This is a genomic window from Vibrio sp. Vb1554, assembly GCF_033344235.1.
In genome coordinates, this window is sequence record NZ_JAWPOJ010000010.1 from 88,231 (window position 1) to 103,185 (window position 14,955).

The 14,955-nt window shown below is 41.5% G+C and carries 11 protein-coding genes and 1 tRNA gene; 7 read left to right on the plus strand and 5 right to left on the minus strand.

Annotated features, from left to right (window positions below):
- Nucleotides 1–154 precede the first annotated feature (154 nt).
- A complete protein-coding gene (locus R8N28_RS10720) occupies nt 155–1,354 on the plus strand; it encodes a NupC/NupG family nucleoside CNT transporter (RefSeq protein ID WP_005382298.1) in 1,200 nt (399 codons plus the stop codon).
- Nucleotides 1,355–1,421: 67 nt separating this feature from the next.
- Here the strand turns inward: R8N28_RS10720 and folD are convergent, their stop codons facing one another.
- The gene (gene folD / locus R8N28_RS10725) at nt 1,422–2,282 is read right to left on the minus strand and encodes a bifunctional methylenetetrahydrofolate dehydrogenase/methenyltetrahydrofolate cyclohydrolase FolD (protein ID WP_005382297.1); all 861 of its coding nucleotides are present in this window, start codon (nt 2,280–2,282) and stop codon (nt 1,422–1,424) included.
- Nucleotides 2,283–2,485: 203 nt separating this feature from the next.
- Here folD and R8N28_RS10730 point away from each other — a divergent pair.
- A tRNA-Arg gene (locus tag R8N28_RS10730) sits at nt 2,486–2,562 on the plus strand.
- 466 nt (nt 2,563–3,028) lie between these two features.
- Here R8N28_RS10730 and R8N28_RS10735 read toward each other — a convergent pair.
- The 3 genes from R8N28_RS10735 to R8N28_RS10745 form a co-directional block, all read right to left on the minus strand.
- A complete protein-coding gene (locus tag R8N28_RS10735) occupies nt 3,029–3,220 on the minus strand; it encodes a helix-turn-helix transcriptional regulator (RefSeq protein ID WP_017069162.1) in 192 nt (63 codons plus the stop codon).
- A gap of 202 nt (nt 3,221–3,422) precedes the next feature.
- On the minus strand, nt 3,423–5,609 hold the full coding sequence (locus R8N28_RS10740) for a hypothetical protein (RefSeq protein ID WP_318183356.1): 2,187 nt from the start codon (nt 5,607–5,609) through the stop codon (nt 3,423–3,425).
- A 245-nt stretch (nt 5,610–5,854) separates the two neighbouring features.
- A complete protein-coding gene (locus tag R8N28_RS10745) occupies nt 5,855–6,037 on the minus strand; it encodes a hypothetical protein (protein ID WP_318183357.1) in 183 nt (60 codons plus the stop codon).
- A 943-nt stretch (nt 6,038–6,980) separates the two neighbouring features.
- Between R8N28_RS10745 and R8N28_RS10750 the strand changes: the two genes are divergently transcribed.
- The gene (locus tag R8N28_RS10750) at nt 6,981–9,929 is read left to right on the plus strand and encodes a UvrD-helicase domain-containing protein (protein ID WP_318183358.1); all 2,949 of its coding nucleotides are present in this window, start codon (nt 6,981–6,983) and stop codon (nt 9,927–9,929) included.
- Between the two features lie 237 nt (nt 9,930–10,166).
- Entirely contained in the window at nt 10,167–10,457 is a 291-nt protein-coding gene (locus tag R8N28_RS10755) for a hypothetical protein (protein ID WP_318183359.1), read from the plus strand.
- 171 nt (nt 10,458–10,628) lie between these two features.
- On the opposite strand, the gene R8N28_RS10760 is transcribed toward R8N28_RS10755, so the two are convergent.
- A complete protein-coding gene (locus R8N28_RS10760; protein ID WP_318183360.1) occupies nt 10,629–11,129 on the minus strand; it encodes a hypothetical protein in 501 nt (166 codons plus the stop codon).
- 720 nt (nt 11,130–11,849) lie between these two features.
- On the opposite strand from R8N28_RS10760, the gene xseA reads away from it, so the two are divergent.
- From xseA to R8N28_RS10775, 3 genes are all read left to right on the plus strand, one after another.
- On the plus strand, nt 11,850–13,592 hold the full coding sequence (gene xseA, locus R8N28_RS10765) for an exodeoxyribonuclease VII large subunit (protein WP_318183361.1): 1,743 nt from the start codon (nt 11,850–11,852) through the stop codon (nt 13,590–13,592).
- Entirely contained in the window at nt 13,576–13,785 is a 210-nt protein-coding gene (xseB, locus tag R8N28_RS10770; protein ID WP_318183362.1) for an exodeoxyribonuclease VII small subunit, read from the plus strand. Before xseA ends, xseB begins: the two co-directional genes overlap by 17 nt.
- 327 nt (nt 13,786–14,112) lie before the next feature.
- Nucleotides 14,113–14,847: an NYN domain-containing protein gene (locus R8N28_RS10775; protein WP_318183363.1), complete on the plus strand. Its 735-nt coding sequence runs from the start codon at nt 14,113–14,115 to the stop codon at nt 14,845–14,847.
- The last annotated feature ends 108 nt before the right edge of the window (nt 14,848–14,955 follow it).

Below are 14,955 nucleotides of genomic sequence, written 5' to 3' on the forward strand. Positions count from 1 at the left end.
AAACGTTTATCTTTAATAAATTCAATTTGTTATTTTGTTGGTCAGTTATTGGTCGCTTAAACTTTTCACACTGTTAACATCCTCAACTTGCAGCATTTTGAGTCCGCTATACAATCCGGTGCCTTCCATATCCCCCTTCTGTCGGATTCATTTTATGAACTCAATTATTGGTATCGTAGCCATACTATTCCTAGCATGGCTACTTTCTACAAATAGAAAAAATATAAAGCTGAGAACAGTGTCGTTTGCGTTTGCTTTGCAGGTACTGTTTGCGTTGTTGGTTTTATATGTACCAGCAGGACGAGATGCGCTGAATTCAGTGAGCAGTGTTGTGTCGAATTTGATCAACTATGGTCAAGAGGGCATTGCGTTTTTATTCGGTAATTTGGCGACAGGGGGCTTCACCTTTGCGATCAATGTTCTGGGTATCATCGTTTTCTTCTCCTCTCTTATCTCAGGTCTTTATCACATTGGTGTGATGCCAAAAATCATTAACTTTATCGGTGGTGGTATTCAAAAGCTGCTAGGTATCGGTCGTGCTGAGTCTTTGTCTGCTACGGCGAATATCTTTGTTGGCACCATTGAAGCACCATTAATGGTAAAGCCTTACCTAAAACACATGACTGACTCGCAGTTCTTTGCAGTTATGACAGGTGGTTTAGCGTCAGTTGCTGGCGGAACGTTGGTTGGTTACGCATCACTGGGTGTCGATCTCAACTATCTTATTGCTGCTGCATTTATGTCAGCACCTGCCGGCTTGTTGATGGCAAAAATTTTAATGCCAGAAGATACGGATAAAGCAGCAGATATCGACATTAGCCAAGTTGAAATTCCACGTGCAACCAACGTAGTAGAAGCATTAGCCGATGGTGCCATGGCGGGTGTACGCATTGCTGTATCGGTCGGTGGTACGTTACTGGCGTTTATTAGTGTCATTGCAATGCTAAACGGCATGTTAGGCTGGATAGGTGATCTGATTGGGACACCATTAAGTTTTGAGCTCATCCTAGGTTTTGTGTTTGCGCCAGTCGCTTGGTTGTTGGGTATACCATGGCAAGAAGCAACCACAGCAGGCTCGCTGATTGGTAACAAGATTGTGGTGAATGAGTTCGTCGCTTTCATCCAGCTTGCAGAAGTGAAGTCTCAACTTAGTGAACACTCACAAGCAATCGTGACGTTTGCTTTGTGTGGCTTTGCAAATATCTCAAGCATGGCGATGCTGATTGGTGGGTTGGGCTCTTTGGTACCAGAAAAGCGTGCATTTGTTTCTAAGCATGGTTTCCGTGCGATTATCGCTGGTGTCATGGCGAACTTAATGAGCGCTTCTATTGCGGGCGTGATTTTAAGTCTGTAATTGAAATAGATATCAACAATTAGCAAAAAGGCTCCTTGCGGAGCCTTTTTCGTATCTGAAATTTACGTTATTTGTCTGTGTGGAACTGTTCGCAAGCGAGCATCGTGTTCTCAATTAAACTTGCGACGGTCATTGGGCCAACGCCACCAGGAACAGGAGTAATAAAGCTCGCACTTTCACGTGCTTTGTCGTATTCCACGTCGCCAACTAGTTTGCCTGAATCAAGACGGTTAATACCGACATCGACCACCACTGCGCCTTTTTTAATCCACTCACCAGGGATGAAGTTAGGCTTACCAACCGCAACCACGACAACGTCAGCTTGACGCACATGACTCTCTAGGTCTTTGGTAAAACGGTGACATGTTGTTGTTGTGCAGCCCGCAAGCAGCAGCTCAAGTGTCATTGGACGACCAACAATGTTTGATGCGCCAACCACAACCGCATGTTTACCACGTAGCTCAATGTTGTAACGGTCGAGTAGGGTAATGATGCCCTTTGGCGTGCAAGAGCGAAGCTTTGGAATACGTTGCGCAAGACGGCCAACGTTATAAGGGTGGAAGCCATCCACGTCCTTCTCTGGGTGAATGCGCTCTAAAACATGTGTTGTGTCTATGCCCGCAGGAAGGGGTAATTGCACTAGAATGCCGTCAATTTCATCATCGTTGTTTAATTCATCAATCAGAGCTAGTAACTCTTCTTCTGAGCTAGACGCAGGAAGGTCAAAAGACTTAGAAACAAACCCAACTTCTTCACATGCACGGCGTTTGCTACCGACATAAACCTGAGAAGCAGGATCTTCACCAACTAGAACCACTGCTAAACCAGGAGCACGTAGCCCAGCTTCAACACGTGCTTTAACACGTGCAGCCACTTCGGATCGAACAGTTTGGGAAATGAGAGTTCCGTCTATATTTTGAGCAGTCATGACTTTCCTTATAAATTAAGAAGGCAGATTATCTGCGGCGCATTGTCGCAGAATTTCTTATCAACATCCATACGCAAACGTTTGCTTTGTGGTGTTTTTGAACATTAAGCGTTTTAATGGACTTTTTTTAGGCATTCAGATCAGAATGTTATGAAAACCCGTTGATTTACCCGTTTGAACTCGTATAATCCTGTCCCTGTAGCGCGCCCTTAGCTCAGCTGGATAGAGCACGTCCCTTCTAAGGATGTGGTCGTAGGTTCGAATCCTACAGGGCGTGCCATTTATTTTGGGGGTTAGCAGGTTAGTACTTGCTAACCCCTTTTTCATTTCTGGTATTTCTAGTCAAGTTACTAGTCAAGTAAGCGTGTAGCTAAACGAAATCGGATGTAATCCTTTTTACAGACGGTCACTTAACACACTGTAGTTTCTAATGCTTGTGTTTAGCCGTGACTCGCTTACGGACGAATGTTAACAAGCATAATTGAGAGTGGCTGAGCGAGCCGTGAGTTTGATGGAACGTTTTAGAGAGGCGGGGTGGATGGTTGCCCAGTTCATACTAGAGCTGTATTACTAGGCTTGGATGAGAATGTTGTGTAAGTGACATTTATGCCCCATAACTTAGTTTATTGCTTCTTGGAGGCTGTCCATGAATATGCTTTATAGGCGAATTGAGTTGTTCGCCCCTTCCCACAGCTCTTCATGTTTGTACGTAAAGTCTGTGTTTTTATAGATCTCGGATTCAAGTGTTAGTACGGCATTGCGCCTGCACTTTCTTCTATCCAAGCTTCGATTGTTTCTCTTTTCCAGCCTACGATTTTCGGGCTTATAGCGGTTGGTTTCGGTAGTTGCCCAGATTTTCTCCAGCGCCATATTGTCACTTTGCTGATACCAAGGTAGTCAGCTAGATCATTGATTCGAATAAATTCTTTGTTTTTCATTTAGTCTCTCGTCGTTTAGTTATTGTCGTTATGGAGAGTCAGATATAGATGACTCCTTTTCGGTGGTTAGCCGAAGTTTTCTTAAGAATTCAAATGAGTTTTTGAACCCCTTGCTAGTGTTGTAATGATCCATGATTTCAATCAGTTACTCAATTCACCACTACTTATATTTGGTTGAACTTTAGCCATTTGATGTTATTTTTTAACTTAGTTGAATCATTTCTTTGCAAGCTAGTGCCCGCGCATCCAGTGAAATTTTCACTTTCTTAGGCTCACCTTGGAAATCACCTTCTGGCCACACATACCCTAATGACTTAATTAACGACTTGAAGAGCTTAGTAGCAGAATGCTGCGTACAATAATCTTTCCATTTGATGTCTGGTAGTAAGTGCTCATACGTCTTCTGATTCTCGTAGATTTCGATGGCGATAGACTTCACTTGAGGACGCGTTAATATGAGAGTTTCGTTTTCACCTTTGTACTTTGGATTCTGTAAAACTTGTGATTTGATGAATTTTGCTGGTTCTACGAGGTGCTTGTTTAGGTTTGCGCCACTAGGATTCCAAATTTGTTTGAATAAAGCCTTGTTCCGAAATACCTCATCAAAAAGAATATCTTCTTTAGTTATCTTCTCGAGTTGGTAGTCGCGCATAATCTCGAATTTCTTGAGCATTGCCAGTTCTTCAAACCCGACTTGGTTGCTCATGATTAGCCTGTCTGCCTCGGCTCTTGTTATGACGCGTGCGGCCAAAATAGCCTTAATTCGTGCTTTGAGATCCCTAGCCTTTAATAGGTTGAATTTAAATAGACCTTCTTCAAGTTCTTCTTTGCTCGATTGCTGTACTTGGACATTCAAACCAAGCCGCTTTAGATTCCACATCATGCTAAGGGGTTGATTTGCATTGAATAGTTTTTTCTTCTCTTCAAACTCATTACGAAGGATGTCGCGGTCGGAGTCAGTGTTACAAGGAAGAGTAGGGACATAATTGAAATATTCATTTTGAGTCAAGTAAAACGTAATATTTTTACTTGCACGGAAACGCCTTGAGAAATTCACCAATTCATCAATCCCCAGCACTAGGTCACTGACAACGTTAACATTGTCTGTATATTCAGCTTCACATGAGTAGCCAGAAGCCAGGCACGGTGATGCCATAATCATGTTGTACTTGGTGCACTCTTCTGACGGTGATGTCAGGAAATTCGATTGAGCTTTCATGTTTTTATTGCTGCCAGTGAGTACTAACACCTTGTTTTTTAATGCAACCTTTTCACAAGCTTGCCCACTCTTATCCGTCAACCCCATGTCTATCATTGTCATGCGCATTGACTTTAGAGAGTCGAAAAGGATGACATTCTCATCTTTGAGCTTGTTAGATGTGTTGCTAAAAGCGGCAAACTTATTTGCGATAGTTACGTTGATGTTGGCGTATGGGTTTTGCATCGAACGGATGACTAGGACACTATTACGATTCTTACGCAACCATCGTAAAGTGGTATCTGTAACATCTGCGTCTGCGACAACGACCTTAGGAGCCTGCTGGATAGCTAGAGTCAGAACGTCAAATACTTCGTCACGCATTGTGTCGTTATGCCCACAGACATTCGTCATAACTTTTTCGAATTCATCAATAATGAGTATGTCGCAATTGATGATGACTGAAGCCAGATGATCTTTATAGACACTGTTAACGACAACACCCAGTGATGCTGCGTTTTCTATCTCAAATAATGAGGAATTTTTGTAATTTTCTGCTCCAACAGATTCACACAGCTGTTTTACTAGAGGAATGAGGTACGAGAGATAGACTACCTTTTTGTCTTTATTGGCCGACCTTATCAGCGGCTGCAATCCGTGTTTTGTTTTCCCTGAGCCAGTCTGGCCTAGCAATACCGTTGTATCATATTGATTGTCTTCAATGAGGTAGCTGATATTGTCGAACGACTCAACGTCAACTAACTGGTCAAATTCAGTCACTTTCGTCGCATCACTAAGCATCGATTCATAATTGGCTTTTGTTTTCTTTAAGGCTTTGAGTAGCTTCTGATAGCTATTCGAACCAGCATCTAGGTAGTGAGATAGGCAAGATTCTGAAGTCTCGAAATGGAGTGGAATTTTTTGAATCAGACTCTTAGATATGGAGTTTGCGAGCTGAGTGCTTTCGAAAATTTTGTAGCCTTCTAGTAGTGTTTGGACGGTGCTGAGCCTGTCAAAATGGATTCCCGTTGCCAAATCAAATATAGGCAAACGACCTTCTTCGGCGTTCTGTGCGAGTACTTTCTCTGAAAGGTCAGGGTGCTTCGTAGAATCGATTACTATTTCAACGTCACGAATATTGGCTTGTTTGTAAGACTTTGCTATCTCAAAAATATTGTTACTTCCATACATCGGAGCAACGATCCTTCGGTCAGGATTCTCATAATTAATACCATTAGAGATGAGAATGGAGACTTTATGTTTTTGGAGGTTTTTGATTCCGATGTGTTCACTAGTTGTTGATTTATTTAGAATTTTCATGGTGTAATTTATTATTTTTGTGGTTTTTGGGTAAAGTTTGTCTGACGCCAGATACACGATGACTCAGTATCTGAACGCTAGATCAAGAAGATTGAATGTTTGTCGAACTAAGTCTGCTATGTAAGCAGAGCTGCGCCACTCAAATCGTTGAACCAGTTTGAGGGGGCATTGGGTAGAAGCAAGTCATCTCGAAACCAGCCAAGCCATAACTTAGTTTTGAGATAGTCCATGTCGTTGGGTAGAAGACGCTGGCAACCAGCCGCGAGCCAAGCTTTCGACTTGACGATAATGTGCTCCATAAGAGAGGAGTATTCTCTGGTTGCGTGGGTAGGGTAGATCCTAAAATCGATTAAAAATTGGTGAGCTCTGGAGACTCTTTCAAGGTTTCGCATGATTACATTTCGTTTATTTGAGTAAATCATAATCACCTGAAATATGGCCGTCAATTCGCTATTACTTATAAAATCAATGAATTAGGAAATTATTTTTGGATTCAGTGTGTAATCAACCATTTATCTGATGAATTTTTTGGATTGAGGAAATCAAAGTTAGAACGATATTTTTCAGTACTTCACACGAGGAAGTTAGTAGTTCGCAAAGTGCGGTTCGGGATTTAGGAACTGGTGAGAGGGAGGCTGAAAGACATTCAATCAAACTTTTTTTACACCAAAGATCTGATAGCTGCCCGTAGGTCGCTTGAGTTTGAGTGTTTTCCTAAATGAGCCACTTTCTCTATTTATATATAAATAGAGAAAAGTGGCTAAACCAAAGCTGCGCTTTGAAGAGGCTAGACTTTTTCATGAGCGGAGCTCATGGTGTTTCTCTTACAAGTTCTTATGGGGACATAAGAGCTCGAGTTTTGGAAATCATCAGGCTAACTGGTTAGCCTGATAGATTCAGTTAAAACAAGGCACATTAATATTTAGGCTGTTTGAGTACAATCGCACCATGCAGGAGAACTGGGTTTCAACCAAGTTCGGAATTTTACATGCTAGCAAGTCATGTTCCGCGTCATGTGTGGCTCTTAAATGAGGTACACAGTTCTACCATAGTGTGTTCGAGACTTTTTAGTTGTAAGAACTCAGTCTCGATTGTCCCAGTCATCTGTTAGGTTCTTTGTTTGAGTTTCATTTAGAGAGATTGGAATCTACTTATAGCTACGTTTATTTAATTGAGTTCTGATTCATTGCTTATTGAATGTATGGCATCATGGTTTGCTGTATAGAGGTACAGGAATGTTGAATGTTTCGTAAGATCATAAAGTCAAGAGTCAATTTGCTTGGAAAACAAAAAGGAATCGTATTTGGTAAGCATTCCCTGAGGGTGGTTGAGGGGGCATCCACAAAAAAAATCAAGTACTCTGAGATCCTTGGTTTCTGCACCATAAAACGTTCGATTTTTGGTCATCAGATTCAAATCACTACTGACGACAGGGTGGTTGTAATTGGTGGCTTGAGCCATATGAAGACAATTCCACAATTCCACGCTATTAACCGAGAAATTCTAATAGCGATCGAATCTAAAATCTCGGATACCTATACTCGATTTTCAAAAGCTGCTGTTGGTCAATATCTGCGTGAGTCGGGGATCTCTGAGGTTCAAGCGATCATTGAACCTATGGTTCGGTTATTCAACAAAACCCCTGATGTTTGGGAATCGCATTTATCAGGCGAACCTCTACAAAAGATTAAGAAGCTATCCGAGTTAAGCCCAATTTCAAAATCTGCGGATTATCTGAGAGAACTGCACGTTGGTAGAGTGCTAAATGCTCGTAAAACCTTCTACGATAGCATTGAAAGCAATCCACTTACTGAAGAGCAACGATTATCAGTAGTTCAGCACGATGACTTCAATATGGTTCTTGCTGCCGCTGGAACAGGCAAGACTTCTGTTATGGTTGCGAAGACAGCAGATATTCTGGAAAGAAAGTTGGCCAAGCCTGAAGAAGTAATGGTGTTAGCATATGGTAAAGCTGCGGCAGATGAACTTCGTATTCGCTCCAAAGAACGACTGAAAGCCGCAAATATCCATGATTATGACCTCAATAAGCAAATCTCTACTTTTCATAGTCGAGGTTTCCAGATTGTTGCCGCAGCTCAAAAGCAATCCGTGGAAGAGTTTCGAAAATTGAACATGAGCTGGTTAGTAGAAAAACCTGCATTGCTCGAGTTCATCAATAATTGGCTCGTTACTTTCATCGAAGAAAGTGAGGAAAATCTTAACACTTTCATTGAGACTGTATATTACGCATACAACCCATTCCTATCTGAGTCTGAAGAAGCTCACCAAGAAGCTTTGAAAGGTAAGAAATACATCACATTGAATGGTATCGAGGTAAAGGGCTATCAAGAGGTTCTGATTGGCAACTGGCTATTTAAGAATGGCATTGAATATGTGTATGAGCCTGACTATAGCAATCGTCTTGGAACCGATATTGGTTTCCCATACCGTCCAGACTTTTATGTAAAGCCAGTTGAGGGAGCAATAAGCGATCAGATTTACATTGAGCATTTTGGTATCGATAGACAGGGCAACACAAGGGCAGATATCAATAAAGACAAATACAACCAGGGAATCAAAGATAAAAAAGATCTCCACGAACGGATGAGCACTGAACTAGTAGATACTTATCACTATGATTGGTGTGAGGGGAATCTTGAAACCGTTCTAGAAGCAAAGTTAAGGGCATTAGAGGTTGTGCCTGAACCAATATCCAAAAAAGATATTCTTGAAGCTGTAAGAAAGCAAGACTTCATTAAAAATGCGGTTAATGAGCTTTCCGAAACACTATCAGCCGTTCGTTCAGAGGCGATTGATGGTTATGAAATCCAGCGTCGTTTGAAAGAAGTTGGAATTCAAAATGCTCGAAGTCATATGGAATTGATTGAGGGACTGAGACAAGCTTACGTAGGTGAATTACGTAGTCGAAACCACCTTGATTTCGATGACATGATTCTCTTGGCAACTCAATACGTAAAAGATGGCATGTATAAGCCACAGTGGAAGTACATTCTTGTTGATGAGTTTCAGGATATATCCGTTTCTAGGTGGAACTTCTTGATGGAATTGCTGAAAGCTTCAGGCTCAAGTCTCACTGTAGTAGGGGATGATTGGCAGGCTATTTATGCGTTTGTTGGTGGCAAGCTCACATACACGACACGATTTCAAACTAATGTTGGCAATCATGCTTTGACTAAGCTCCAAAAGACGTTCCGATACAACAACAGTATTGCTGACACTGCTGGTGACTTTGTAATGAAAAACCCAGAGCAATACCAGAAGCAGATCGTTACGCATACCCAAGTTGAATCTCCTGAGGTCTTTCTAATTGATAATCATGATGCCAATGAAAAAGACTACACTGAAGCAGCATTGAATGCTGTTGAGAGAGCCATAGAGGAAATCTATGCAGATGACCCAAATGCCTCAATCGGTATCTTGACTCGTTACCGTAAGAGCAAAACAGCAGCTATTCAGCGTTTCACTAAGAAGCGTGGGTTCAAGAATATTAAGTTCTGGACTTTGCATGGTTCGAAGGGGCTAGAGGCGGATTATTGCTTTATTTTGGACTTAAACCAAGGGTACTTTGGTTTCCCCACAGATAGGAAAGAGAACGAGATTGTAAGTGCGTTAATGCCTACAGAAGATGTGTATCCACATGCTGAAGAAAGACGCTTATTTTATGTAGCAATCACCCGCTCAAAGAAACGATGCTATTTGGTTGCTGACCCGAAAGAGCCGTCTGAATTTGTTCTTGAGTTACTCAGTCCTGAATATGACATTAATATAGTGTCAGAACACTTCACTCCTGAGAAGTTGGCTGCAAAGAAATGCCCTCATTGTAAAACAGGATACCTCAAGCCAAAGAAAGGTGAGCGTGGTACTTACGTCTGTTCTACAGGACTAGGCTGTCTAACGGAAGCTGTTGACTGCGAATGCTGTGCTGATGGTCTAGCGGTAAAGAAACGGAGGTATGGTGAGTGTCTAAGTTGTAAGGCTAAGTTCCAGCTATGTCTTCGTTGTACATCCCCCAAAATTACAAGGCTAGGCAGGTATGGTGTGTATGTAGCTTGTTCTGGTTACAAAGGGGAGGAAAATGAGGATTCGTGTAAATTTAGGGATAAGCTGCCTCCTAAATTGAAGGGCAATATTGGGGTGAATGAACGTATTCCGTACTCTGGAATTTTGTAGAATTATCATAATATTATGCGATTATTACTTGCTATACTATGCAACTTGTACTTTGAGATATTATCTACAGGGGAGTATTGGCGTGACAACTTTAGTGATAATCGGTAATGGTTTTGATATTCAGAATGGATTACCTACAAGTTATTGGCATTTCTTTTGATACACGGCTTAAACGTTGATACTGCTGGGATGAATTGATAGTCTGAAAACTCAGATATCTTGTTTAAGGTAACAGTGGTGCCATATTGCAAAACTGCCATAGTCATTACTAAGCAAATGAATACTAGAGAAGTACTAGATCAATTTGCCCGCACCACATTCAAAACTGGTGGCGCTGTTCAATGTGAATGGAATTACGCCCAATTCGTGATAGACAATGGGATGAATAACATTCGCGCTATTGTTGATACAGAGAAGGGGCTCATTATGCTGTGTTGCCGCTATTCTCAATACATCGATATTGGAGAGGAGTTGCTCAAACAGTTTGCCCACGAGCAAGGTTTTTCAACTAAAAGGTTGGAATACTAGGTTGCACGAAAGTACTTTCTTATTACTCTTTCATATCGTCTTCTAACGCCAGAGCAGCTTACGATTCTTGCTCACCGTTCTTGGTGTTGCTGGTGCTACCCTAAATTGAGTCAGCCAATAACTGACTGACTCTTGTTCGTGAATATGTCACAAGTGAACACGAAGTACTTATTAAACTGCGTAGTTAGCACCAAGCCGATTGATTACTTCGACATGTCCGCCAAACTTCCTAATACTTAAAGCGTCAATGGCGATTCCACTGGCTACCTGAAGTAGATCTAGGTTTTTGCCCAGTCGACAATAATCATCCAATAATTGCTTCTTTAGAGTTAGATCGAACTCAAATCGATCCCTAGGCTTGCCGTAGCAATCTTCATCAAGAATAACAAGATATTGGGAATAACAGCCAAACTGAGATGAGTAAAGTTCGAGTAGCTCGTGAACGCTATCAGCGTCCTCGGTTAGAAAGGTATACTTGTTGTTTTTGACATCAAAGTCGGTAATAGCTAGCACATTTAACAATTTAACCAAAAGGATATTACAGACGACTTCTGGAGCCTTGATATAAGCTGAAGCATAAATTGGTCTCTTGTCGGTAATGTAAACGTTTGAGTTTGAGTCTATGGCTAAATAGGTTATTTTCGTTGCTCCACTGATGTCAAATTTGATCATACTTCTCTTACTCCTGTGATTGTTATCTTAGGTTGATTTCTATACTTGAATTTCTTTCATACACGACAAAGCCACCGCTATTGAGCAGTGTCGAAATGGATGTCTGAGTTTGATAGCTAAGTTGTACATCGTGTCTCCAATTTGCCAATAAAAATACAGTTCACACTTACTCGACGAATCGAGAATTCAGTTATTAGTATTTTTATTAACAGTCGGATACACGAATCAATGGAAAGGTATATCTGAACACCAAAGCGTAACCTTTGGATAAGATTAACGTAGTCAGTAAAATTTCATCGACAAGGCTGAGTGAGCAAAAAATTCATAGTTGTGATTTAGATCTCTAAATTGTTGGTGGTTGCTTTAAGCTGCTCAAGCCATTTTTGCCACTTGATAAGAGGGGCCACTTTCTCAATTTATATATAAATACCAAAAAGTGGCTCAACCAAAGCTCCGCTTTGAAGAGAGTCGATTGGTTCATGAACGCAGTTCATGGGGAACTTCTTAGTAATTCTTAGCGAGTTTAAGAATTCTTAATACCAGTAAGAAACACCATACGATATGGTGATTATGATCACGGATTTTTTAGTTAATAGAAAAAAGTCGTATAAATCACTACTCAAATTGAAATTTATTTCTATGTTTCAATACCGCCAAGGCCGCGGTGTTAATGGGACATTTACGGTCTTATCTTAGTTCTTCGTTTTTGAGGATATAATCATGTTGATAAGCCAGGAGCAACAAATAGGTTTGCGAAGCCTAAGTGAGTTACTTGATTATGTTGCGGGCGTCATTCGTCGAGGTGTTCATGGTCGACATTGGGTGACTGCTGAAGTAACCAGCGTGAATCGAAATCGCTCTGGTAATGTGTATTTGCAGTTATCAGATAACGATATTGGGTCGGAATCGCAAGCGCGTGCGGTTGTTTGGTCAAATAAAACCACTATCATTGATGCGTTTGAGAAGAGTACTCAAATGACATTTGCAGAAGGTTTGAGCATTCTTTGTTTAGTAGAAGTTCAGTTTCATACCAAGTATGGACTCAACTTAACCATCGTAGATATTAATCCCAGCTATACGATTGGGGCATTTGAGTTAAAACTACAGAAGATCCGCAATTGGCTAGCCGATAAGGGCGAAGCAGAGTTAAATCAATGCTTGAGAACACCGACGGAGTTTGCAAGGGTTGCCGTGATTGCACCGCAAAATGCCGCTGGCTTAAGTGACTTTCGAAGTGTTGCACACTTGCTCGAACAGCACGACTTATGTCAGTTCGACTATTTCTACGCACCATTCCAAGGTGAAGCGAGGATACGCGCTATTGAGATGGCGTTTAGTGAATTGGTTCAAAATGAACATACCTATGATGCCGTGTGCGTGATTCGAGGAGGTGGTGAAAAAGCAGGCCTCAATGAACTTAGTGAAGCAAAGCTTGCTCGGTTAGTTTGCCGTTGTCCATACCCTGTTTTCACAGGTATAGGTCACAGCACTGACTCTGTTATCCTTGATGAATTTGCTAATCAATCCTTTGCGACGCCGACTAAGGTCATTGAGCACATCAAATTCACCATAATTCAAAACGCGCAGTCTGTTAGCGTGAATTATTCTAAGCTGCATAACTCAGCGCAATCGTTATGTAACCATCAGAGACAGTCTATTGCGCAGCAAAGTGAACGTATAGAGAAAGGGAAAAGTAACGCTTTAACCTGTTGGCGTAATCACGTTGAAGAGTTCGGACATCGTTTGTTCGAGCGAGCCCAAAACCGAGTGAGAGAGAGCTGTGACTTAGTTAATCGACGGCTCCAATATCTTAGTGCCAATGCAAATCAGAAGTTTAATGGATCACGTATCGCGCTTAATCGCCTTCATGAGCAAGTGTCTTATCAAGCAAATAAGGCATTGAGTTTTGCCAAATCTGCCGCTCTTGCTGATAAGCAGATACTGAAACAATCTAGTACTGCTATTTTGATGTTGGCGAAGCACAATACTTTATCGGATTATAGTAACTTAAAGCAGTCATCCAAACATCATGTTCAGAACCACAAACAAGCAAATCGTCAACTTTGGCTCAGCTTGAGCAAGTCTTCTAAAACCGCGATACATATTGCCAGTAATCAGACGATTTCTGCCTCAAATAAATTGGTGATGTATGCGCGTATGCATGTACAAAGCCAACAGAATCAAACCCAACAAGACAAAAACATCCTCCTTGGGAACGCGAAGAGGAGTTTGGCTACTCAACAAGATTTAATCCGAAATGACAAGCGATTAATTGATGCCTATGACCCACAAAGGGTTTTAGAGCGTGGCTACGCGCTCATGTGTAATGATGAAGGCCACGTAATTAAAAGCACTAAACAACTTCAAAATAACCAACAGTATACAGTCCAATTGCATGATGGCAGTACTACGGTAACCAACCATTCGTTTCAGAAGGATGCGCAACATGAACCAACAAACTAGCAGTTACATTGATAATTACTCAAAGCTAAAATCAGCATCAGAGGAGCTTTCTCAGCAAAATGTTCCTGATGTTGATCGCATTATTCCATTGGTAAAACAAGGGACTCAGGCGTATCAGCATTGCATGAGCCGTATTCAACAGGTGGAAAAAATGCTGCAAGAAATTGAGCAACAAACAAGCCGAGAAAGCTAACACTCACTATGTATTAGTGGTTTGTAGCATTATGGAGAGGACTAGGAGCACCATTATGCCGAAAACATCGTTCAGTTCCCTAGCCGACGATTTTAAGAACGACTCTAGCCGCTGCACGTCTATAGGCCACTTTCTCTATTTATATATAAAAGAGTAAAAGTGGCTTTTTCTTTAGCCAAAGCTGCGCTTTGAACAAATCGACTAATTCATGGGCGTAAGCCCATGGAATTAAAGTACTTTCAATTTTTATTTAATCTCATAAGCATGCAGTGGCATTTAACTGATGGCTTGGATACTATGTCCTTGTATTGAAGAAGGAAATGGTACATGGGAAGTCGTAAAATTGCCGTTCTCATTGATTCAGAGAACACGCCACATTCTAAATTGAGCTCTATCATCGAAGAGCTCTCAAGCTACGGACAAATCATCGTCAAGCGTGCATATGGCGACTTTTCGACTGAGCAACTCAAAAATTGGAAGCAGCCACTCAATGAACTCGCTATTCAGGCGAAGCAGCAATTTGCATACACTACAGGCAAGAACTCGACTGACGCACTGATGATTATTGATGCGATGGATCTGCTTTATAGCCAGCGGTTCGATGCTTTCGCGCTCATCTCAAGTGATAGTGATTTCACTAGCCTTGCAACAAGGCTGAGGGAGTCTGAAATGTTTGTGATAGGTGTCGGTAAGGCAATGACACCAGCTTCGTTTAAAAATGCCTGTGATGACTTTGTCGCCATTGAAAACCTCAACGGAGATAAGGCACAGGAAGAGTCCCCGCAACCTCCTCAACAATCCAATCAAATCAATGGTTTAGAGAGGGAAATTTGGCAGCTAATGCATCGCGCATGGCAAAACTATCGTGATGAATCTGGCTGGGCCAAGCTGGGTGAAGTAGGGCAGTACCTCAAACGCTTGAAGCCTGACTTTGACCCGCGCAATTACGGCCTCAAGAAATTGTCTGACTTTTTCGACAAGTTCCCTAATCGTTACTCTACACGTCAATCCAAGCAATCTGGTTTGGAATTTAGACTTGTGACTAAAGGTAGTAAGCAGTAAGTGTGATTTGGTTTTGCGCACGGATCGTAGCTCGCAGGTGGACAAAATCAGTTTCGGAGAATTGAACATTAGCAATAAATGAATAACTACAGGTATTTTAAATCACTA

What these genes read in the sequence shown, in the direction of transcription:
- R8N28_RS10750 (WP_318183358.1), top strand. Translation starts at nt 6,981, where the DNA reads ATGTTTCGTAAGATCATAAAGTCAAGAGTCAATTTGCTTGGAAAACAA.
- R8N28_RS10740 (WP_318183356.1), bottom strand. Translation starts at nt 5,609, where the DNA reads ATGTATGGAAGTAACAATATTTTTGAGATAGCAAAGTCTTACAAACAA.
- R8N28_RS10745 (WP_318183357.1), bottom strand. Translation starts at nt 6,037, where the DNA reads ATGGAGCACATTATCGTCAAGTCGAAAGCTTGGCTCGCGGCTGGTTGC.
- folD (WP_005382297.1), bottom strand. Translation starts at nt 2,282, where the DNA reads ATGACTGCTCAAAATATAGACGGAACTCTCATTTCCCAAACTGTTCGA.
- xseB (WP_318183362.1), top strand. Translation starts at nt 13,576, where the DNA reads ATGAACCAACAAACTAGCAGTTACATTGATAATTACTCAAAGCTAAAA.
- R8N28_RS10720 (WP_005382298.1), top strand. Translation starts at nt 155, where the DNA reads ATGAACTCAATTATTGGTATCGTAGCCATACTATTCCTAGCATGGCTA.
- R8N28_RS10760 (WP_318183360.1), bottom strand. Translation starts at nt 11,129, where the DNA reads ATGATCAAATTTGACATCAGTGGAGCAACGAAAATAACCTATTTAGCC.
- xseA (WP_318183361.1), top strand. Translation starts at nt 11,850, where the DNA reads ATGTTGATAAGCCAGGAGCAACAAATAGGTTTGCGAAGCCTAAGTGAG.
- R8N28_RS10775 (WP_318183363.1), top strand. Translation starts at nt 14,113, where the DNA reads ATGGGAAGTCGTAAAATTGCCGTTCTCATTGATTCAGAGAACACGCCA.
- R8N28_RS10735 (WP_017069162.1), bottom strand. Translation starts at nt 3,220, where the DNA reads ATGAAAAACAAAGAATTTATTCGAATCAATGATCTAGCTGACTACCTT.